The sequence below is a fragment of the Chryseobacterium sp. FW101-FHT12H09 genome, assembly GCF_058790395.1.
On the sequence record NZ_JBYTCP010000003.1, the window covers coordinates 136,154 to 158,724 of the forward strand.

The 22,571-nt window shown below is 33.8% G+C and carries 15 protein-coding genes; 6 read left to right on the top strand and 9 right to left on the bottom strand.

Translation table 11 applies throughout. From position 1 onward, the window contains the following. Nucleotides 1-63: 63 nt before the first annotated feature. From AC3WRL_RS11345 to AC3WRL_RS11355, 3 genes are read left to right on the top strand one after another with little or no spacing between them, the layout of a single operon-like run. Nucleotides 64-657 (top strand): hypothetical protein, encoded by a 594-nt coding sequence (locus tag AC3WRL_RS11345; protein ID WP_214824586.1) that lies wholly within the window; start codon nucleotides 64-66, stop codon nucleotides 655-657. A gap of 28 nt (nucleotides 658-685) precedes the next feature. Then, nucleotides 686-1,195, top strand: coding sequence for a GNAT family N-acetyltransferase (locus AC3WRL_RS11350; RefSeq protein ID WP_261512358.1), 510 nt, complete (start codon nucleotides 686-688; stop codon nucleotides 1,193-1,195). Nucleotides 1,196-1,228: 33 nt separating this feature from the next. Next, on the top strand, nucleotides 1,229-2,347 hold the full coding sequence (locus tag AC3WRL_RS11355) for an FAD-dependent monooxygenase (RefSeq protein WP_261512360.1): 1,119 nt from the start codon (nucleotides 1,229-1,231) through the stop codon (nucleotides 2,345-2,347). Nucleotides 2,348-2,685: 338 nt separating this feature from the next. Here AC3WRL_RS11355 and AC3WRL_RS11360 read toward each other — a convergent pair whose 3' ends face one another. The 9 genes from AC3WRL_RS11360 to AC3WRL_RS11400 form a co-directional block, all read right to left on the bottom strand. Next, nucleotides 2,686-5,421 carry a multicopper oxidase domain-containing protein gene (locus AC3WRL_RS11360; RefSeq protein WP_261512361.1) on the bottom strand — a complete coding sequence of 912 codons (2,736 nt, stop codon included), beginning with the start codon at nucleotides 5,419-5,421 and terminating at the stop codon, nucleotides 2,686-2,688. 101 nt (nucleotides 5,422-5,522) lie between these two features. Further along, nucleotides 5,523-5,996 (bottom strand): DUF3347 domain-containing protein, encoded by a 474-nt coding sequence (locus tag AC3WRL_RS11365; RefSeq protein ID WP_261512362.1) that lies wholly within the window; start codon nucleotides 5,994-5,996, stop codon nucleotides 5,523-5,525. Between the two features lie 111 nt (nucleotides 5,997-6,107). Next, complete coding sequence (locus AC3WRL_RS11370) at nucleotides 6,108-6,485, bottom strand: HYC_CC_PP family protein (protein WP_214824564.1); 378 nt, start codon at nucleotides 6,483-6,485, stop codon at nucleotides 6,108-6,110. A gap of 202 nt (nucleotides 6,486-6,687) precedes the next feature. Continuing rightward, complete coding sequence (locus AC3WRL_RS11375; protein WP_214824562.1) at nucleotides 6,688-8,919, bottom strand: TonB-dependent receptor plug domain-containing protein; 2,232 nt, start codon at nucleotides 8,917-8,919, stop codon at nucleotides 6,688-6,690. A 44-nt stretch (nucleotides 8,920-8,963) separates the two neighbouring features. Continuing rightward, nucleotides 8,964-9,773: a 3-deoxy-8-phosphooctulonate synthase gene (gene kdsA / locus AC3WRL_RS11380; protein WP_214824561.1), complete on the bottom strand. Its 810-nt coding sequence runs from the start codon at nucleotides 9,771-9,773 to the stop codon at nucleotides 8,964-8,966. A gap of 140 nt (nucleotides 9,774-9,913) precedes the next feature. After that, nucleotides 9,914-10,444 carry a DUF1697 domain-containing protein gene (locus tag AC3WRL_RS11385; protein WP_261512366.1) on the bottom strand — a complete coding sequence of 177 codons (531 nt, stop codon included), beginning with the start codon at nucleotides 10,442-10,444 and terminating at the stop codon, nucleotides 9,914-9,916. A gap of 76 nt (nucleotides 10,445-10,520) precedes the next feature. After that, complete coding sequence (locus tag AC3WRL_RS11390; RefSeq protein ID WP_492330327.1) at nucleotides 10,521-12,008, bottom strand: DUF8728 domain-containing protein; 1,488 nt, start codon at nucleotides 12,006-12,008, stop codon at nucleotides 10,521-10,523. 89 nt (nucleotides 12,009-12,097) lie between these two features. Continuing rightward, nucleotides 12,098-15,583, bottom strand: coding sequence for a glycosyltransferase family 117 protein (locus tag AC3WRL_RS11395; protein ID WP_492330328.1), 3,486 nt, complete (start codon nucleotides 15,581-15,583; stop codon nucleotides 12,098-12,100). Between the two features lie 302 nt (nucleotides 15,584-15,885). Further along, nucleotides 15,886-19,371, bottom strand: a complete 3,486-nt coding sequence (locus AC3WRL_RS11400; RefSeq protein ID WP_492330329.1) for a glycosyltransferase family 117 protein — start codon at nucleotides 19,369-19,371, stop codon at nucleotides 15,886-15,888. Nucleotides 19,372-19,595: 224 nt separating this feature from the next. On the opposite strand from AC3WRL_RS11400, the gene AC3WRL_RS11405 reads away from it, so the two are divergent. The 3 genes from AC3WRL_RS11405 (at nucleotide 19,596) to AC3WRL_RS11415 (ending at nucleotide 22,518) form a co-directional block, all read left to right on the top strand. Beyond that, nucleotides 19,596-20,633, top strand: coding sequence for a PLP-dependent cysteine synthase family protein (locus tag AC3WRL_RS11405; RefSeq protein ID WP_214824551.1), 1,038 nt, complete (start codon nucleotides 19,596-19,598; stop codon nucleotides 20,631-20,633). Nucleotides 20,634-20,712: 79 nt separating this feature from the next. Then, entirely contained in the window at nucleotides 20,713-21,984 is a 1,272-nt protein-coding gene (locus AC3WRL_RS11410) for an aminotransferase class I/II-fold pyridoxal phosphate-dependent enzyme (protein WP_214826172.1), read from the top strand. Between the two features lie 72 nt (nucleotides 21,985-22,056). Next, nucleotides 22,057-22,518, top strand: a complete 462-nt coding sequence (locus AC3WRL_RS11415; protein WP_261512369.1) for a glucosaminidase domain-containing protein — start codon at nucleotides 22,057-22,059, stop codon at nucleotides 22,516-22,518. Nucleotides 22,519-22,571 lie beyond the last annotated feature (53 nt).

The following is a 22,571-nucleotide window of genomic DNA, read 5'->3' on the forward strand; positions in this document are numbered from 1 at the left end:
CAGCTTGATCATCAGTAAAAATCTATTTTATTTGCTTATTTTTAATACTTATAAATGGTAATTATGAAAAAAATACTATTAACCTCTGCGCTGGTTTTATTTTTATTTTCCTGTACAGAAAATAAGTCTGAAAACACTCCCATCCCGGATAATGTTGTAGATAATGCAGAATCTTCTGTATCAGGTTCATTTAAAAGTGGACGGAGTGAAGATATGATCGATCAGATTTATTCTGAACTTATTAAAAACGATAAAAACCTTCAGGCACTGGATGATAAAATAAAAAGCATCAATCAGGAAGCAGGTAAAGTTATCTTCGAATATAAAAAAGTCTTTGATAAATCTGAATCCTATTATCGCGATGCTGAATATCATACCAGTTCAATAAGCGATTCCCTGATGAAAAAGGAAATCACAAAATCTATTAAAGCAAGCTCCGATACATACTTTTCAAAAGTTAAAAACATCAAAGACTTAATCAATCAGGTGAATACCAATGAAAAGAAAATGAATGATTTATACACCGTTTTTAAAGTCAATAAAACACTTCCTGAAATTGAAAAATATCAGAATGCACATCCTTTGAAGCCAGATCATTTAAATAGCTTCATTAACAAACAAAATAAACTATTGACCGAATTAAAAAATTTGAAATAATTCAAAATAAAAGTCTATAAAAGTCACAATGATGCAATATACCACTCAATGGCTCAGTGATAAAAGCCGTGTTAAAGAATTAGTAGATTTTTTTATTACCCATAAAACAGAATCTTATATTTCGCATGGAGAAATAATATCCGGCCGAGCTGAAAATACTCACGAATGGAGCTCAAATCTTGAGTCTATACTAACAGACCAGCTTACTACCGATTTTAACTCAGAAGATTCTTCTTCCTCAAAATTAGAAATTTTAATTGCAGAAAATAATGATGGCAACATCATTGGAATGTTGGTCTTTAATGTAATCTACAGTGGTTTTAAAAAATATGCTGTTTTAGAAGATATGCTGTTGAATAATGCTTTCCGTGGACAATCTATTGGAAGTACTTTACTGGAAAATGCCATTCAGGAATCTAAAAATTGGAATGTCAGCTTTATTCTTTTAGAAAGTGGGATTGATAATAAAGGAGCACATCATTTCTTTGAAAAATATGGCTTCACAAAAGTATCAGAAAATTACATTCTGACGATGTAAAATAAGCTTTCAAATTAACAACTTCATCTGCTTATGAATTCTATTTCAATAATTGGAGCCGGAATTGGCGGTTTAACACTTGGAAATATCCTAAAACAGCAACATATTGATTTTAGTATCTATGATTCTGTACCGGAAATAAAACCAGTGGGAGCCGGAATTATGATGGCTATGAATGCCATGCAGGTTTTTGATCAGTTGGGATTAAAACAGAAAATTGAAGAAGCCGGTAATAAAATCCATAAAATATCGATTACCAATCAATATCTAAAACCTATTTCTGATACCAATAGCCTTGAATTTGAAAAGAAATTTAATTCCTGTAATGTGGCAATTCACAGAGCAGAATTACAGAGAATTCTCGCTGAAAACATGGGTATTGAAAACATTCAGCTCAATTATAACTTAAAACAAATTATAAAAAAAGAAAATTACCATCTCCATTTTGAAAATAGACAGGAAATAGAAAGTACTGTTGTTTTTGGCGCTGATGGAATTAAATCAAACATTCGTAATCAAATTCTAAAAACAGGAACAATCCGGGATACAAAACAAAAATGCTGGCGTGGACTGGTCGATTTTGAATTACCGGAAAAATATAATCAGGAAGCCCTTGAGACATGGGGAGTTGGTAAACGCTTTGGCTTTGTAAGAATATCAGATAAAAAAGTCTATTGGTATGCAGTGATCAAAGACAAAAATCTGAACCCGGATACTGATCTGCTTTCTACTTATAGCGATTTTGATCCTTTAGTTATTAAAATTTTAGAAGCAACAGATCCTAAAAATATTATTTTCAACGACATTACAGACCTTTCTCCCATCCCAAAATGGCATTCAGACAACTTATGCCTCATTGGTGATTCTGCGCACGCAACGACTCCTAATATGGGTCAGGGAGCTTGCCAGGCAATAGAAGATGCTTACATTATTGGTAAATTATTAGAAAAGAGTAAAAATTTCAATTCTGTTTTTGAAGACTTTCAAAAAATAAGAAGAAAAAAAGTAGATTATATTGTCAGTACAAGCCGACAGGTTGGAAACATTTCACAATGGCAATATGGAACCTCTCTCCGTAATTTTTTAATGGGTATTATCCCTGAAAGTATCAACAAAAAAATGATTGAAAAAATAGCGACGCTGGAAATGTAACGAATTAGTCATCATATGATCCTAATCACCCCATTCTACAAATGTTTCTGTCCCGTCGATTTTTCCACTAAATATACCTTTCACTTTTATTCTTGGGGTATTAAGTTTTAAATAATTATCAAAGACAAGTTGATTTTGATAATTATTTAAAACTTAATACCCACTCTTCACTAGATCCATTTATTATATTCAAGCTTTCAAAAGATTTAATTTTTCTCTCTTTAGCATATTCAATAGCATGTGGGATTTTCGTTTCATTGGAATATCATAAAATAAATATACGCTTTCAAATATAAAGCAAGAAAAAACCGCCTCAGTGATGAGACGGTTTTTTTTATTTAATAAGTCAGTGTAACACCTGCTCCCCAACCCATTTCATTATCATAATTTCCTGAAATTGAGAACCATTTTTGTACGATATACCGTAGTCCTGTAGTAAATTCTCCATCAGAATTAAGACTAAAGTTTCCTCTTATCCTTCTGGAAATCGGAATATCCTCCCTGCTTAGCTCCAGTAATACTTTTCCATTCTGATCTACACTTGCATCTGCTGTAATCAACATAGGCAAAAGGTATTGTGCACCCACAATGAAAGTAGCCTTATTCTTTGAGGCGATGTTTTGTCCAAACCAGGTTTTCTTACCCTCATACTTCATTCCCATCTCTTCTGTCATTTGTCTTTCCATGATCTCATGATTCTTCTGAATCCTAAAACCGGCATAAGGAAGTGCCCATTGAAATTTCCCTAAGAATCTTCCTACTTTAAAATTTCCATCAAAATGGTCGAAGTTCCAATTGGAATGAAATTCATTCAGATTAGCCCATCTCGGTCCGAACATCGTCATGGTTTCAGTATGTATTTTATTGCTTGCAATATCCAGCATCGCCATTGAGCTCACCATTCTGTTATCCTTAAGGAAATTTTTCCAGGCTAACTTCCTGTTTGGAAGCTGAGGATTGGGTTTAGAATCCTCATAGCTGAATATCCTTCCCATTCCAGCCATCATATGGTATAAAATGTGACAGTGAAAAAACCAGTCGCCATCCTGATTAGCAACAAATTCTATCGTGTTTGTTTCCATTGGCATAATATCCACTACATTTTTTAGTGGTGAGTACTCTCCTTTTGAATTGATCAGTCTAAAATCATGTCCGTGCAAGTGCATTGGATGTCGCATCATCGAATTATTATACATCGTAATTCTCAGAATCTCTCCTTTCTTAACCAAAATCTTATCCGTTTCCGTCACTGTTTTATTATCTAGAGTCCACAGATAATGGTTCATGTTACCTTCCAATGTAAACTTAAGCTCTCTGACATTTTCGGTTGGAAGGATTGTTTTTTCAGGAGCTTTTAAAATATTATAGGAAAGCCTTTTAATCGTTTTTTCCTCTTTCATATCCATTCCAGAATGTTGGGAATGATCCTCTTTTTCATCTTTTGTTTTTACCCCCATCATTTCATTAATATGCTTCATCGTCATTTTTCGCTGGCTTTCAGAAAGTTCAGGGTACATCACTTCATTCATATCCATCATCTGGTTACCCATAGTCATACTCATAGGCTTCATATTTCCACTCATTTCCATCATTCCATTCATCATCTTCATTCCTTCAAAAAGTTTTAATCTTGGTAAATCAGGAGCTTCTACCTTTTCTCCTGATCCCAGCCAAAGTGAAGAATGTCCAATTCGGTCTTCCGAAGTAGCGCGAAATTCAAAACTTTTATCTTCAGGAATGGTCACCTCAATATCATAGGTTTCAGAAACTCCTACGATCAGACGATCAACTTCTGTAGGAACTACATCATTTCCATCATTACCCACGACTTTAATTTTTCCGCCACCATAATTTAACCAAAAGTAGGTTGAAGATCCACCGTTTGCCACTCTTAGCCTTACTTTATCTCCAGCTTTTAGATTGGAATACTCAGAACTTGGCAATCCGTTAATGAGAAATTTATCATAATACACATCACTTACATCCATCGCCTCCATTCTTTTCCATTCATTCAGGGCTTTTGTTCCAAAATTTCCAGATTTAATAGCTTCCCAATAACTTTGAACAGCATTCTTCTTAATAGCATACCAATCTGTATTGGCCATATGAAGTCTCCTGGCAATCTGCATTGGATCTTCATCACTCCAATCTCCAAGTAGTATAGGGATTTCCTTTGTATACTGCTCTGTCGGTTCTCCTTCCCTTTTCTTGAAAACTAAAATACCATTCATGCCAATCTGTTCCTGATGTCCCTGATGCGAATGATACCAATAGGTCCCATTTTGAGAAACTTTAAATTTATATAGATGAGTTTCTCCAGGTATTACAGGTTTTGTGGTAAGGTATGGAACTCCATCATGTTCATTGGGCAGAATAACTCCATGCCAATGAAATCCTGTGTTTTCCTTTAGCATATTATGAAGATAAATTTCAGCGGTATCACCTTCTGTAAAATATAAGGTCGGAGCCTGTAACTTACCGTTTACCGCAATAGCTCTTCTGTTCTTCCCTGTAAAGTTGACAATCGTATCTTTAACATACAGATCATAACGAACGGTTTTACCCCCAAAAGTAATTTTACCGTTCTCAGAATTTCTTCTTAAAACTGAGGTCTCTTCTTTCTGATTTTCTACCGTCTTTTGTTTCTGATCTTCCTTTTCTACCAAATCCATTCCACACTTAGGACATTTTCCCGGTTTATCGGAAATTACCTCTGGGTGCATCGGACAACTATAGGCTGTCTGAGATTTTGAGAGCGTTTTAGGGTTAGAGATAGGTTGAGCTTTAGAGGTTATTTTTACATAACTCCTTTTCTCTGCCTCAGGCTTATTATTTCTTTTTATATCCTGAGTCTTTGTTTCTTGTTTTTCAATTGGCCTAGCTGTAGGTTTTGAAATAACTTTAGGCTTAATGGCAACAGTTTTTTTTACTAAGGTCATTCCACATTTCGGGCAGTCTCCAGGTTTTTGGGAAACTACTTCAGAATGCATTGGACAGGTATAGTAAGTTTTTGTCGATTGTGTGAAAGTAAAAACAGAGAACAAAAACATCAGAAATATTATTATTTTTCTCATAATATTTCGAGTTTATTTAAAGCTGTATAGTTTAATTATTCAATTAAAGTAAATTATAATTTAAACTATACAACTACCTATTTTATAGATCAATATAAAAATTAATTAATCTCAGTTTTAACACTTCCACATGAAAGCATTTTACTTCCGTAATAGGGATTTACAATTTGCTTTTCATCACTCAACCAACTTCCATCAGCCATTGGGCAGTACTGAACAAAAATTGGTTTTTCTGAAAGTTTAAATTGCTTTGTTAATGCAATCATATTATCAGAGAGATTAAGAAAAGTCTCTCTTTGTGTATTGATGCTTCTGGCCTCAGAAATAGCGGTAGCATCTTTTTTAAGAATCGTTAAGTTTCCTTCTGAAACTACTTTATAGTCAATTGTTGAAGCCGTTTTAATGAATTCTGATGCTGCTTTTGACGTTTTATCAGCATCATCGGATGCCAATGCTGTTTTAATAGCAATATAATTTTTATATAACTTTGAAACCTGAGGATTTGATTTTGATTGTGCAGACACAAAAATCATTGAAAATAAAGAGAATACTGCGGTTACGATATACTTTTTCATTGTTTTAAAATTTAGAATTAAATAAGTTTTTAATAAGAATAACTGAGAGTCGCCTATTGCGACAAAACTTGCCGTTCGTTATAATGAAACCATTAAACGAAGAACTTAATTCTAAATTCTGAAATTACAATGTGTAATAAAGATAGGTATAGATCGATTTTCAGGTGGTGCATTGATCTGAATTGATGTAAATTTTACAGCTGAAAAAGAGTGATCCGTAAAGAAAAACTCATGGTTTTGAAATTCAGCAATCTGTTTTAAAAAATCAATTTTTAAGAAATCTGATTTTTGTGAATCATCAACTTTTACAACTTTGATTTCTGTTTTACAACAATCCTTTTTAGTTTTAACACCGCATTTAGCACAAATATCATCTGTCTTCTGACTTACTGATACCATTTCCTGCATACAATAATGTACACTGAAAACTGCTCCGGAAGAAAATCCAAAGTAGAAAACAGAAAACAATATGGCAAGAATCTTTTTCATATGCTGAAGCAAAGGTAAAAATAACTTTCTAGCAATTGTTATAAAATTATGTAATGTTGTTATAAAATTCGGAAAACAGCAAATAAAAAACTCCTGAAAATTTCAGAAGTTTATATTGTCTTTATTTCTCGCGGATTATGCAGATTGAGCAGATTTCCAACCTTTGCTACTTAATACTTTATATCTGCTGCCAAATAACTATTTATTTAATCTTAAATTCAAGTTTCACATTAAAGAATCTTCCTGTTAATCGAACTGGAACAGGATACATAAAATTGGTATTCGCATCTGTAATCCATTGATTGGCTACTGTATTTCTAATATTAAATGCATTGAAAACCTGTACTCCCAAAATTAATTCTTCAAAATTGCCCCAGAATCCATATTTCTGCTTTTTATCTTTAGAATCGATAAATACTTTAGACAACCCGATATCCACTCTTTTATAGGAAGGTAATGTTCTCTGATATTGATAAGCAGCATTTACGTCAGGCGCACCATTCTGGTCTAATATAATTGGTGCTCCAGTTGGTAGTCCCATTGCATAAGTTAGTGTAAGATTCACCCTCATTGAAGGATATTGAGGCATATAATCCTGATAGAACATCGCAAACCTTAACCTTTGATCGGTAGGTCTTGGAATATTTCCTTTCCCATCAATATTTTCATACACTCTGGCATAACTTGCAGATAACCAAGAATCGATCCCTGGTACAAATTCACCAAATAATCTGGTATCAATTCCATAAGCATAACCAGTAGCATTATTATTACCAGAATAACGGATTCTTACATTATCCATGTAGTATGGAATAAGATCATCCATTTTTTTATAGTAAGCTTCTGTCGTCAATTTAAATGGACGGTCATACATCTGGAATTCATAATCATTCGCTAAAATCACCTGTAACGAACGCTGAGATTTTATTGTATTGTTAAAGTTTCCATCCAGATCTTTAATTTCTTTGTAGAAAGGTGCCTGATAATATACCCCTCCTGAAAGCCTGAAAAGCATATCAGTTTCCCAATCAGGTTTAACAGCAAATTGCACACGTGGAGAGAAAATAGTCTCATTATTAAAACTCCAGTGAGAAACTCTTGCTCCAGCATTAATGAAAACTTTTTTCGTTCCCCAGTAAAATTTCTGTGAATATTGTGCGTAAGCAGATAACCTTGTGGGTTCAATGGCATTTTGACCAGCTATTCTGTAGAATAATTTAAGATCTCCAGGAGTTCCAAATCTTGGATCATCAATAGCTACCGGAGTACTATATCCCGCAGAGTCTACCAATTTCCATTCATTGGTAAGATCTTTCAGATTTTCTTTTTCAAATTTAAATCCAACTTCAATATCTGTGTTTACATTAGGTGAAAAACGTCCTCTGAGCTGTGTTCCATAAGTCCTTACAAAAAGGTCATTTCTTGCATGATCTATTTGTCCTCCTGTATCATATGTTGTAAGAGGTGCTCCTGTGATAGGATCAAAGGTCTGTAGTATATATTGAGATTGTATAGAATAATATTCTCTTTCACGGTTTTGGTACGCAAAAGCATCCAAGGTGAACTTCCATTGATCTGATGGTTTGTAGTTCATAGAAAGAGTTCCCATCATGTTTTTATACTTGTCATTTTCTTTTCCAGCATAAAAAACAGTTAGATTAAGAGGTCTTTGAAGACTTCCAAAATCAACACTTCTTTCTTTGGGGATCATTTCGTAATCATTCTTAGAATAGTATCCTACGAATGAGAGACTTAGCTTCGGATTGATATGATAGTTAATATAAGACTGGAAATCCCAATAAGTAGGATTAAAGTTAGTATCTTCTTTCAAAGTATTCAGAACAAGGTTTGTATTTCTGTATCTTCCAGAAAATAAGGCTGTCAGTTTTTTATTCTTTGAAGCTAAACCTGCAGTCAATCTTCCACCAATTAAACTTGCTTCTCCTGAAAGCTCAAATTTTTCGGGTTCCCGATAATAGATATTTAAAGCAGAAGACATTTTATCTCCATATCTTGGTTCAAAACCTCCTGCCGAGAAATTAACTGTTGACACCATATCCGGATTAATGATACTCAATCCCTCCTGTTGAGAATTTCTAATCAGGAAAGGTCTGTAAATTTCAATATCATTAATATAAATAAGGTTTTCATCATAGTTTCCACCACGAACCATATATTGCGAAGAAAGCTCTGTGTTGGAGTTTACGGATGGCAGGGTTTTAAGGATCCCTTCTATTCCTCCGGAAATACTAGCAACATTTTTAGCGTCTTTAGCTGAAATTTTTACAGTACTAAGGTCAGTTGTTCGTCCTACGACTTTTTTCTGGAACACGACTTCCTCAATATCTGTGACTTTTGTAGTATCTTTCTTTTTTGTTTGAGAGAACACTAACATGGGAACCATAAGGCTCAGTGGTAAAACTAGTTTTTTCAAAAGAAATGTTTTAAGAATTTCTAAAATTAAGTATTTTTTAACAACTACAAAATCGATTCTCTAATTCTTGTTAATTTTTGTAACAAATCTTCTAATAAATCTAATCTTAACATGTTGGCTCCATCAGATAATGCAGTTTCTGGTGTAGGATGTGTTTCTATAAAAAGTCCATCTGCTCCAACAGCAATTCCTGCTTTAGCAATGGTTTCAATTAAGTCCGGTCTTCCTCCTGTAACACCAGAGTTTTGATTAGGCTGTTGTAGAGAATGCGTAACATCCAGAATAACAGGCGCATATTGTCTCATCGTTGGAATACCTCTATAATCAACGATTAAATCTGTATATCCGAAAGAGTTTCCTCTTTCAATGATCGCTACTTTCTGATTATTAGAATCCGTTATTTTCTGAACAGCAAATTTCATGGATTCCGGAGAAAGGAATTGTCCTTTTTTCAAGGTAACACATTTTCCTGTTTCTGCTGCAGCAACCAATAGATCGGTCTGACGTACTAGAAATGCAGGGATCTGTAAAACATCTACATACTGAGCCGCTAATGCTGCGTGCTCATTTTCATGAATATCTGTAGTGGTTGGAATATTAAAAGTCTCTCCAACTTTTTTTAGAATTTCTAAAGATTTTTCCTCACCAATAGTAGTAAATGAATCTACTCTACTTCTGTTAGCTTTCTTAAAGCTTCCTTTAAAAATATATGGAATGTTATATTTATTGGTAATTTCTATTATCTTCTCTGCAATCCTCAACGCCATATCTTCCCCTTCAATAATACAAGGACCTGCTGTAAGAAAAAAGTTTTTTGAATCTTTGTGTTGGATATTATCTAAATACTGAATCATTTTATTATAATTAAAAGTTCAGTAAAAATACTTATAAAGTTTCAGAATCGGAAATAATTTAAAACCTTAATAGTATTAAGAGTCTAAACAAAATTTTAATAGTAAGGTTTTAATAAAACAATTAAGAAATGATACTGTTATTAAGAATTCATTTTTTTTAAAATCTTTTCAAAAGTATTGATATTTCTGCTTGTAAACTGGTCTTTCATGCTTTTTTTACCTAAAATTTTACCAAAGCTGGAATCTAACGTATTTCCTTTAGGAACCTGCCAGTAAAAAATATCATTAATGATTTCTCCTTTTTCATTTTCAACCTTAGAAGACTCTTCAAATTCTTTCATTAAAACCGCTTCTACTCCTTTATTTCCAACAAAAGTATAACTATGGAAATTTTCATTTTTTTCAAAAGGGTTTCCACTCCAGAAATTCTCTATCTCTTTTAAAGATTTAATAAACAAAAAAGCTTCGTAAGAAAAATACTCCGACATTGATTTCTCAAGAATTTTCTTTAAATCGGATACATTCTTCTCTGAAGAAAAAACAATATTTCCTGATGCCAAAATAGAACTTACATTTTCCATTCCTGCATCTTTAAAAACCTTGCAGACATCAACCATTTTCATATTTGTTCCTTTTACATTGACACCTCTAAGAAAAGCACAGTATTTCATATTTTTAGTTTTATATTATATTAGGTTGCAGATTAAAGGTTGTAGGTAATGAATTTAGCGAAATAATAACTAATCCTCAATTCTTAATTCTCACATATAAATTATAATCCGTTCCCGAAGGTTTCAGCTTATAAATCTTTTCAAGAATTGTATTGTTACTTTTAAGATGATCCTTAATTCTGAATTCTTCTAATAATCTATAGTGGGTCTTATAATATTCAGCATCCGGAGTCTTAAATAAATCATTGTACGAAAGCAGATATTTTGGTTTCCTGTTTTTTACGGTATTAATCCAGTAATGTGCTTTATCCTTCTTTATTTCACTCTGAATCTTCTTATCTACCAATCCTACTTCATCAATGGTCTTTAATCCCGAGAAATAAGGAATATATCCTGCCGGTTCCAATAATATCCATTGCTTTTTATCTTTCTCGTAAAAGTTTAGAGATATTCCAATTGACCTTCTGTAATTCCATTCCCCATTTCCTGTTGCAATAGAATGAATAGTCTGAAAAAGCAACATGGGTAGAATATAGATGATAATTAGCAGAAACAGCCATAGGTTTCTTTTAACCTTTTGCTCCAATACAAATATTAAAACAGGAACAAAAAGTAAGATCTGCGGAACCCAGTAATACCAATCAAAAAGACTTTTTTGGGACAGAAAGATCAATTGTTTTACCCAACCGAAAAGAAAGATCATCCATAGAAAATAATTTCTTTTTTCTTTCTGACGGATCAGAAATATAAAACAAACCAGTTCAAAGATCAGAACAAGTATGGTGAATGGATTGAAATTTCCAGGTAATTTTAACATGCCCCAGAAGTTTCCGTAATTGGTCATAAAATATTCCACATCCTGGCTAAATGTAAAATTCTTGTCGTAAAGAAGTTTTTTGGCAACAATGGTATTATTAACCCATTCGCCGAAATAAAACCAGTTAAAAGCAAGGGCAACAGAAACACCTAATACACCACCTATGATATAGCTCCATCTTATTTTTTTATTCCAGAAAATATCAATTAAAAAAACGATTCCCAGGAAAATTACGGTATCAATTCTTGTAAATAAGATCAGTATCGGAAGTACTATAAACGCCCATTTTTTTTCTTTTTTAAACCCATAATACAGCAAAGCCATTTCTAAAAAGAAGAGAATCCCATATTCCATGCCCAGGATAGAAATTTTTATAGAAGGCGGTAATATCCCAAACAGGAAAATAAAAATTGCTTTATGCCAGGGATTTTTTAGGAGTAAATGAGATAAAAACAAACTCCCTATTGTGAAAAGAATTGAATTAAAAATAAGAAGAGGCTCAATGAAATATTCTTTCCCAAATATAAGATTGAACAGATAAGAAACAAAAACATATAAATGGGTTGTTGACGCTGAAATTCTGGTTTCGCCATTAAATCCAATCACCCCATAATCCATTAGGTTTTGAGCAACTCTCCAGGTGATGAATGCGTCTTCCTGAATATGGTGCGTCAATAAAAAGAGGAGCTTAAAAATAACTGTAAAAATTACAGCATAAATTGGGAGTTTATTTGTTCTTTCTGACATTGTGCTTCTTTAATGGCACAAATATAATCTTAAAAATTTATGAATACAATAACAAAAACGGAACCGAAGTTCCGTTTTAAATATATTTTCTATTGTGTTGCTTTCATCATAGATGTGGTAATCTGATCTTCTTTTTTCTTGGAATAAGTAGAATCAAAAGGTTCCATGATATCAAATAAATACTGATAGAATGGCGTGATCTTCTGTACATTTTCAGATTCACTCATAGCTTTCTCTTTACCCATCTGTCGGAGGTTTTTCACAAACACATTGAACTTTTTGTCAATAGGTTCTATAGATTTCACAAGGTAGTCATAGGCTTTATCTTTTTGTCCGATCGCTTTGTAGGCATTAGTAACAGATGAAACAACAAGAGAATATTCCATCGGTTTGGATCCCATTTGTCTCCTTAAATACTTTTGTTCACCACGACTAAGACTTGCATAATAATCATATTCTTCAAAAATTCCTTTCTTAAGTGTTTCTGCCAGTTTCAATCCTTTCTGTTCCTGACCTGCCACAATATATCCATAAACAAGAGAACTTAAGGAACGGGGATCATTATACTTTTCTACAGGAATTTCTTTTGCTGCAAGATCCAATAATTCAACCGCTTTAGCTTTTTGGCCACTTGAAGATAATGCTCCCACAGCTCTGCTAACTGTTGATCTATAGCCTATAATATTCGATGTTGCTGTTTCATCGTAATGATTTTTAAGATCCTTAAAATTGCCCCATTTAAGGTTCTTCACCACATTGTATAGTGAATTGGCATCTACTCTACCCATATCGCCTTCAGGATTTGGAGGTGTATGAATAGGAACCAGTCGATAACTGAAGCCATCAAACTGCAAATAATCATCCAGATAAAAAATATTCTCACTGTCATAGACCCCTCCTGAGGAGAAGTTAATCGGTCTCTTCCAATCGAAATTGGCAAAAATATCAAACATCATAAGGTTTCCTTTAAAAAGTGTATTTGCCTTATAATCGATCATGATCTGATTTACTGTATTCGGTAAATCCGCCTGATTGATGATTCCTGCTTTTAAGGCATTTTCTTTATTAACAGGTAGAATAAATTTGCTTACCGGTAAGAAATTGTATTTCTCATAATGTGTTTCTCCAAAAATCATTTTCAAAATCTCATCCTTCTCCGGAGATTTCATCTTAAGGAAACTCATTGCTTCTTTAAGGGTAATAGAATCCTGAGTAAGATATTTTCTAAAAGATTGAAGTTCTGTTGAAGGTGCTCCCTGCTCCTGAAGGTTACTGAAAATATTCTGCCAGTTTTCCTTTTTCATTACATAGATCTGATCATTAACCCCGTCTTTATAATCATCATGGGTCAGCTGTCCCGGAATAGGATCCGCATTATACGTCTTTCTTTTTACCTGATCACAATACCACGGAGTCGAAAGTAACGTGAAATTAACTGATTTTACATCATCACGCAATCTTTCTGTCTCCTGAATTGCCCAAACCGGAAATGTATCATTATCTCCGTAAAGAAATATAATATCCTCTTTTGGTAAAGACTTTATAAATGAATAAGCATAATCATGAGCCGCAGATTTACGACTACGGTCATGTACATTGTAGTTCTGGAAGCCCATCATAAATGGCACTCCTAATAAGAGTACTCCTATTGCGATATTTGCTCCATTCGACTTTATTTTAGATTGCAAGAACCATAAAATAGCTCCTGCACCTAAACCTATCCAAATGGCAAATGCATAGAAGGAGCCCACCATAGCATAATCCCTTTCTCTAACTTCAAAGGGCTTTACTCCGGTATAAAAAACAATTCCAGCTCCTGTCAATATAAATAAAGACAGCAATGCATAGAACCTTCCAAAATCTTTGTTTAACTGAAAGAAGAAACCTATTAATCCCAAGATCAACGGTAAGAAGAAAAAGGCAACTGTACTTTCATTTTTGAACTTAGCAGGCATTTTATCCTGATTACCCCACAAAGCATTGTCAATAAAAGAAAAACCTGAGATCCAATTCCCATTGGTACTTTCCATGTGACCTTCCCTGTCATTTTGCCTTCCGACAAAGTTCCACATCAGGTATCTGGCGAAATAATATCCGTTCTGAAAGGTAAAGAAATAATCCATATTCTGAGCCAGGGAAGGTTTTTGAACCTTTATTAGATCATATTCTTTTACTTTTAAATAATCTGATGCAGTAATAGATTTATCTTCATATTTCTTTCTTAGTTCTTCAAAAATCTGTTTAGCCTGAGGATTATCTGCTACCTCTTCGTTATCATAATTAAAAGTAAAATCAGGTGCTCCATACATTGAAATGTAATTAGCCATTACATCCTTATCTTCATTAAACATCCTAGGCATTAAACTTACCTGGGATTTACTGAATACATAATTAAAACGATCTCCCGTTTTTCTGTAGATACCCGCTTTTTCATCTTTTTCATAAATGTCACCGGTCTTTTGCGTCTTGTAACTTCCATCTTCATTTTTTTCAATCCCATTTGCATCAAGGAATGCTGTATAGTTCTGTCCGTAAATCGTTGGCCAGTCTCCATACTGAGCTCTGTTATAATAATCCAGCATACCAATTGCTGTATCCGGATCATTAAGGTTCATTGGTGGATTTGCATTGGCTCTGATCGGAATTACCATCCAACATGAAAAACCTATCATCATATAAACTACAGATAATGCAACCGTTTGATAAACATTTTTTTTACTTCTTCTCGCATATTTAATAATTAAATAACAAAGGACAATCATAAGAATAAACGCTACGATAGTTCCTGAGTGGAAAGGAAGTCCTAAACCATTAACAAAAAATATTTCAAGTTTCCCAAACATCGTCATGATCAATGGGAAGATAATTTTAAATACAATGATCAGGATACCAAGTGTAATTAAATTCGCCCAGATAAAATTTTTCCAGGTAAATTTATAATTTCGGGTGTAGTATACTAAGCAAATAGCAGGAATTGATAACATGCACATCATGTGCACACCCACAGAAAGTCCTACAATAAAGAAGATAAGGATGATCCATCTCTCATTGTCAACCGCATTATATTCATTTTCCCATTTTGTAATCAGCCAGACCAAAAGCGCAATAAACATCGAGGCCATTGAATAAACTTCTCCCTCTACCGCAGAAAACCAGAAGGTATCGGAGAAAGTGAAACATAATGCTCCAATTACGCCTGCAAATAAAATAGAAATTTCCTGATGTTTGGTTACTTCTTCAAATTCTTTTTTCAAAAGCCTTCTTACAAAATGAGTAATCGTCCAGAACAAGAATAAAATAGTAAATGCGCTGAACAGCGCAGACATCGCATTGATGACAATAGCATAATTATCTTCCTTTCCAAATGCAAAAATAGCAGCTACTGCGCCCATGATCTGAAATAAAGCAGCTCCCGGAGCGTGTGTTACTTCTAGTTTAACTGCTGAAGAAATATACTCTCCGCAATCCCAGAAACTCAAATAATGCTCTATTGTTGATAAATATGTAAAAAGTGCAATGATGAAAATTCCCCACCCTAAAATGGTGTTCCATTGCTTAAAAGTCCAGTTCTTCATACAAAAATTAATTTCTAATAACCTTTTCTAAATAAATTTTTTATCAAATTCAGGATACACTCCAGTAAAGTTCCAAAGATACTTTTTTCAAGGCTTTCTGATAACATTTGTTAAAATAATTTACTTAATGGTGAATATTTATTTTTGAACTTTAACTTTTTAGGAATACCGTTAGGACTTATGTAATTAAACAATGGAATACAACTCATTATATTCCATTGTTTTAGTATTAATTAAAAGCGTAACAGAATAATAGGGCAATAAAAAAACGGAACCAAGTTCCGTTTTTAAAATTATGCTTTCTATTGTGTTGCTTTCATAATGGCTGTAGTAATCTGATTTTCCTTTTCTTTTGAATAAGTAGAATCAAAAGGTTCCATGATATCAAATAAGTACTGATAGAATGGTGTGATCTTCTGTACATTTTCAGATTCACTCATTGCCTTCTCTTTACCCATCTGTTGAAGATCTTTTACGAACACATTGAACTTTTTATCAATTGGCTCTATCGATTTCACAAGATAGTCATAGGCTTTATCTTTTTGTCCGATCGCTTTGTAGGCATTAGTAACAGATGAAACAACAAGAGAATATTCCATTGGTTTGGACCCCATTTGTCTTCTCAGATATCTTTGCTCACTTGGAGTAAGGCTTAAATAATAATCATATTCTTCAAAAATTCCTTTCTTAAGTGTTTCTGCCAGTTTCAATCCTTTCTGCTCCTGACCTGCCACAATATATCCATAAACGATAGAACTTAATGAACGGGGATCATTATACTTTTCTACAGGAATTTCTTTTGCTGCAAGATCCAATAATTCAACCGCTTTAGCTTTTTGGCCATTTAGAGAAAGAGCAGCTGCTGCTCTACTTGCAGCACTTCTGTAGCTGATAATATTAGAAGTAGCGGTTTCATCAAAATGAGCATTAAGATCTTTAAAATTACCCCATTTGAAGTTTTTCACCACATTATATAGTGAATTGGCATCTACTCTACCCATATCACCATCAGAATTTGGAGGTGTATGAATAGGAATCAAACGATAACTGAAACCATCCAACTGAAGATAATCATCTAAATAGAAAATATTCTCACTGTCATAGATTCCTCCAGAAGAGAAGTTAATCGGTCTTTTCCAATCGAAGTTGGCAAGAATATCAAACATTATCAGATTATTTTTATAGAGTGTATTCGCTTTATAATCGATCATGATCTGATTCACCGTATTTGGTAAATCAGCCTGATTAATGATTCCTGCTTTTAAGGCATTCTCTTTATTAACAGGTAGAATAAATTTGCTTACCGGTAGAAAATTGTATTTCTCATAACGTGCTTCACCAAATATCATTTTCAGTACTTCATCCTTTTCAGGGGATTTCATCTTAATGAAATTGATTGCTTCTTTAAGGGTAATAGAATCCTGTGTAAGGTATTTTTTAAAGGATTGGAATTCTGTTGAAGGAGCTCCCTGTTCCTGAAGGTTACTGAAAATATTTTGCCAGTCCTCTTTTTTCATCAGATAGATCTGATCATTCACTCCATCTCTGTAATCCTCATGTGTTAACTGACTAGGAATAGGATTCGCATTATATGTCTTTCTCTTTACCTGATCAATATTCCATGGAGTGGATAAAAGAGTAAAGTTAACTACTTTTACATCATCACGGAAGTTTTCTGTTTCCTGAAGTCCCCAAACCGGATACGTATCATTATCTCCATACACAAATAAGATATCTTCTTTAGGTAAGGATTTTAACACTGAGTATGAATAATCATAGGCAGTATATCTGTTACTCCTATCGTGTACATTATAATTCTGGAATCCCATCATAAAAGGTACTCCCAATAAAACGATCCCTGCAATAATATTCGCAGCGTTGGATTTAATTTTAGATTGTACAAACCACAAGATAGCTCCTGCACCTAAACCTATCCAAATGGCAAATGCGTAGAAGGAGCCCACCATAGCATAATCTCTCTCTCTTGGTTCAAAAGGTTTTACTCCCGTATAAAAGACGATTCCAACACTTGTGATCACAAATAATGATAATATAGCGTAGAACCTTCCAAAGTCTCTGTTAAGCTGAAAGAAGAAACCTATTAATCCCAAGATCAACGGTAAGAAGAAAAAGGCAACCGTACTTTCATTTTTAAACTTAGCAGGCATTTTATCCTGATTACCCCACAAAGCATTGTCAATAAAAGAAAAACCTGAAATCCAGTTTCCTTTTGTATTTTCCATATTTCCTTCCAGATCATTCTGTCTACCCACGTAGTTCCACAACAGGTATCTTACAAAGTAATATCCGTTCTGAAAAGTAATAAAGTAGTCCATATTCTGAGCCAGAGAAGGCTTCTGAACCGTAATAAGATCATATGGTTTTACTTTTAAATAATCTGTTGCTGTAATAGATTTATCTTCGTATTTCTTTCTTAGTTCTTCAAAAATCTGTTTAGCCTGAGGATTATCTGCTACATCTTCATTTCCATAGTTAAAAGTAAAGTCAGGTGCTCCGTACATTGAAATGTAATTAGCCATTACTGCTTTATCTTCATTAAACATCCTTGGCATTAAACTTACCTGGGATTTACTGAATACATAATTAAAACGATCTCCTGTTTTTCTGTAGGTCCCCGTTTTTTCATCTTTTTCGAAGATCTCTCCTGTTTTCTGTGTTTTAAAACTTCCATCTTCATTTTTTTCAATTCCATTTGCATCAAGGAATGCTGTATAGTTCTGTCCATAAATTGTTGGCCAGTCTCCATACTGCTCTCTGTTATAATAATCCAGCATACCAATTGCTGTATCCGGATCATTAAGGTTCATTGGTGGATTTGCGTTGGCTCTTATCGGAATTACCATCCAACATGAAAAACCTATCATCATATAAACTACAGATAATGCAACCGTTTGATAAACATTTTTTTTACTTCTTCTCGCATATTTAATAATTAAATAGCAAAGGACAATCATAAGAATAAACGCTACAATAGTTCCTGAGTGGAAAGGAAGTCCTAAACCATTAACAAAGAATATTTCAAGTTTCCCAAACATCGTCATGATCAATGGGAAGATAATTTTAAATACAATGATCAGAATTCCAAGTGTAATTAAGTTAGCCCAGATAAAATTTTTCCAGGTAAATTTATAATTCCGGGTGTAGTATACTAAGCAAATAGCAGGAATTGATAACATACACATCATGTGTACCCCTACAGAAAGTCCTACAATAAAGAAAATAAGAATAATCCATCTCTCATTATCCGCGGCACTGTATTCATTTTCCCATTTTGTAATCAGCCAGACCAAAAGTGCAATAAACATCGAGGCCATAGAATATACTTCCCCTTCTACCGCAGAAAACCAGAAGGTATCCGAGAATGTAAAGCATAAAGCTCCAATTACCCCAGCAAATAAAATAGAAATTTCCTGATGTTTGGTTACTTCTTCAAAATCTTTGTTCAAAAGCCTTCTCACAAAATGAGTAATCGTCCAGAACAAAAATAAAATAGTAAACGCGCTGAACATTGCGGACATCGCATTGATGACAATAGAATAATTTTCACCTTTTCCTAATGCAAAAATGGCCGCTACTGCGCCCACAATTTGAAATAAAGCAGCTCCAGGAGCGTGCGTTACTTCTAATTTAACTGCTGAAGAAATATACTCACCACAATCCCAAAAACTAAGCTTAGGTTCTATCGTTGATAAGTACGTGAAAAATGCAATGACGAAAATAACCCACCCTAAAACGGTGTTCCATTGCCTAAAAGTCCAGTTTTTCATAGTATAAAATCAATTACGCGAAAATAGGGCTTTTATCTCATTTTATGCCGATTTTAACAAATTTTAAAAATACTGGTGTGGTATTTGCGATAATAATGGAGCAATGATTGAGGAAGGAAAAATAACGAATTAACTAATGGCGACTTAGAAATCAAACAAAAGTTTAGAAATTATTTATTTTTTTGTATTTTTGCCCTCAGATTTTTATTGAAAAATAACAAATAATGAGTAATGTTTACGATAATATCCTTGGCCTTATAGGAAATACTCCTATGGTGAAGCTAAATACTGTAACGAAAGATATTCCTGCAACTGTTTATGCCAAGTTAGAATCATATAATCCTGGACATTCCACTAAAGATAGAATCGCACTTCATATTATAGAAAACGCTGAGAAGAAAGGTTTATTAAAAGAAGATTCTGTAATTGTAGAGACCACTTCCGGAAACACTGGATTCTCTCTTGCAATGGTTTGCATCATCAAAGGATACAAATGCATTCTTGCTGTAAGTGACAAAACAAAACCGGAGAAGATTGCCTATCTGAAAGCACTTGGTGCTGTGGTATATGTCTGTCCTGCGAATGTAGCAGCAAATGACCCGAGATCTTATTATGAAGTGGCAAAAAGAGTTGCTTCAGAAACGCCTAATTCCGTTTATATCAATCAGTATTTTAATGAGTTGAATATTGATGCCCATTACCAAACTACAGGACCGGAGATTTGGGAGCAGACGGAGGGAAAAATAACCCATCTTTTTGCTTGTACCGGAACTGGTGGAACTTTATCGGGATCAGGAAAATTTTTGAAAGAAAAAAATCCAGATATCAAAATTATCGGAGTAGATGCAGATGGTTCTATTCTGAAAAGTTATCATGAAACTGGAAAAATTAATAAAGAAGATGTTCATCCTTACCAGATTGAAGGAATGGGAAAAAACCTGATTCCTGCTGCTTTGCTTTTTGACAAAGTAGATGAATTCGTAAGGGTAAACGATGAAATGTCTGCATATAGAACTCGTGAAATAGCATTAAAGGAAGCCATCATGGGTGGTTATACAACAGGAGCTGTGACACAGGCATTGATACAGTATGCACAATCTCACGAATTTTCAAAAGACGATCTTGTTGTTTTAATATATCCGGATCACGGATCAAGATATATCACTAAAGTATATAGTGACAAATGGATGGCTGAGCAAGGTTTTGTAAATAATTGTGTACACAATTACGATGAAGTTTTTAAAACAGAATTCATTAAATAGAAATAAATTACCATACAAATAAAGCCTTTTTTGTAGATCACAAAAGGCTTTTTTACTTAAAAAAATCACTTATAAAATGTTGGATATTTTTGACAGAATAAAAGAAAATCCAGGACCTCTTGGACAATTTGCAGATTATGGCGAAGGTTATTTTATTTTCCCAAGACTGGAAGGCCCTATCGGACCTAGAATGCAGTTTCAGGGAAGAGAAGTAATCTTCTGGAGTGCTAATGATTATTTGGGATTGTGTAATCATCCTGAAGTATTAGAAGCTGATGCAAAAGCTGCTGCTCAATACGGGATGTTTTATCCAATGGGAGCAAGAGCAATGTCTGGAGAAACAGAACAGCACTTACAGTTGGAAAAAGAACTTGCTGACTTTGTTCAAAAAGAATCCGCTTATTTATTAAATTTTGGTTACCAGGGAATGGTATCCACTATTGATGCATTGGTTAGCAGAAATGATGTTATTGTATATGATGTAGATTCTCACGCTTGCATTGTAGACGGTGTAAGACTTCATGCTGGAAAAAGATTTACATACAGACACAATGATATTGAAAGTCTGGAAAAAAACCTTCAGAGAGCGACGAAAGTAGCTCAGGAAACAGGAGGAGGTATTTTAGTAGTTACTGAAGGTGTTTTCGGAATGAGAGGCCAACAGGGAAAACTTAAAGAAATCTGTGACCTGAAATCAAAATATAATTTCAGACTATTAGTAGATGATGCTCATGGATTCGGAACTCTTGGTGAAACAGGGGCCGGGGCTGGTGAAGAACAGGGATGTCAGGATCAGATTGATGTATACTTCTCTACTTTTGCTAAATCAATGGCAGGATTTGGAGCTTTCATCGCAGGAGACAAAGACATCATCAGATATCTAAAATTCAATTTAAGATCTCAAATTTTTGCAAAATCTCTTACCATGCCAATGGTAATTGGAGGTTTGAAAAGATTAGAGCTTTTAAGAACAAAGCCTGAGATCAAAGCTAAATTATGGGAAAACACTCATAAATTACAAAATGGTCTTAAAGAAAGAGGTTTCAATATTGGAGACAGCAATACGTGTGTAACTCCGGTAATGATGCAGGGAACTCCTGTAGAAGCAACTCTTTTAGTAAAAGATTTAAGAGAAAACTATAGAATATTTACATCTGTTGTTGTTTATCCGGTAATTCCTAAAGGAATGATCCTATTAAGATTAATTCCTACCGCATCTCATACTGATTCTGAGATCAATGAAACTCTTGCCGCTTTTGAAGCAATTCACGACAAATTAATGAGTGGACATTATAAAGAACAGGCTGAGAGCTATCTTAAAGAAAATAATATTCAGTTTAAAGAAATTTAATTAAAAATAAAAAAGGTCATTTGAAATATAATGACCTTTTTGTCTAATAAATTTACGTCAAAATGAATTTATATGAAAAATTCTAAAAATATCAGAATTGCTATTATTAGCCTTTTTCTACTGCTTTTTTTCACTAACGCTACGGCTCAACGTTCCTATATCGATAATCATAAAGATATCGCTATGGATCTCTCAAAACAGTACGGAATTCCAAGTTCGGTTATATTGGCTATTGCCATTGTTGAATCCGGAGCGGGAACCAGTAAAGCCAGTAAGACCCTAAACAATCATTTTGGTATGTTAGGGAAAAATGATATTAATTCTTCGAGATTTAAGAGCTTTGGCTCTGTAAAAGAAAGTTATGAGGCTTTTTGTCGACTGCTCTCAAAAAAGAAACTCTACACTAAACTAAAAGATAATAATAATTATACTGAATGGGTTAAAGCGATTGCTTCTTCAGGCTATTCTGCGAAACCTAATGAATGGATGAAAAAAATAAATCTTACAATTACAAAGTTTGGTTTAAATAAATAACCTTCACACCTTCACATTTTATAAGCTGCTAGTCTTTATAGTACAGAATATAA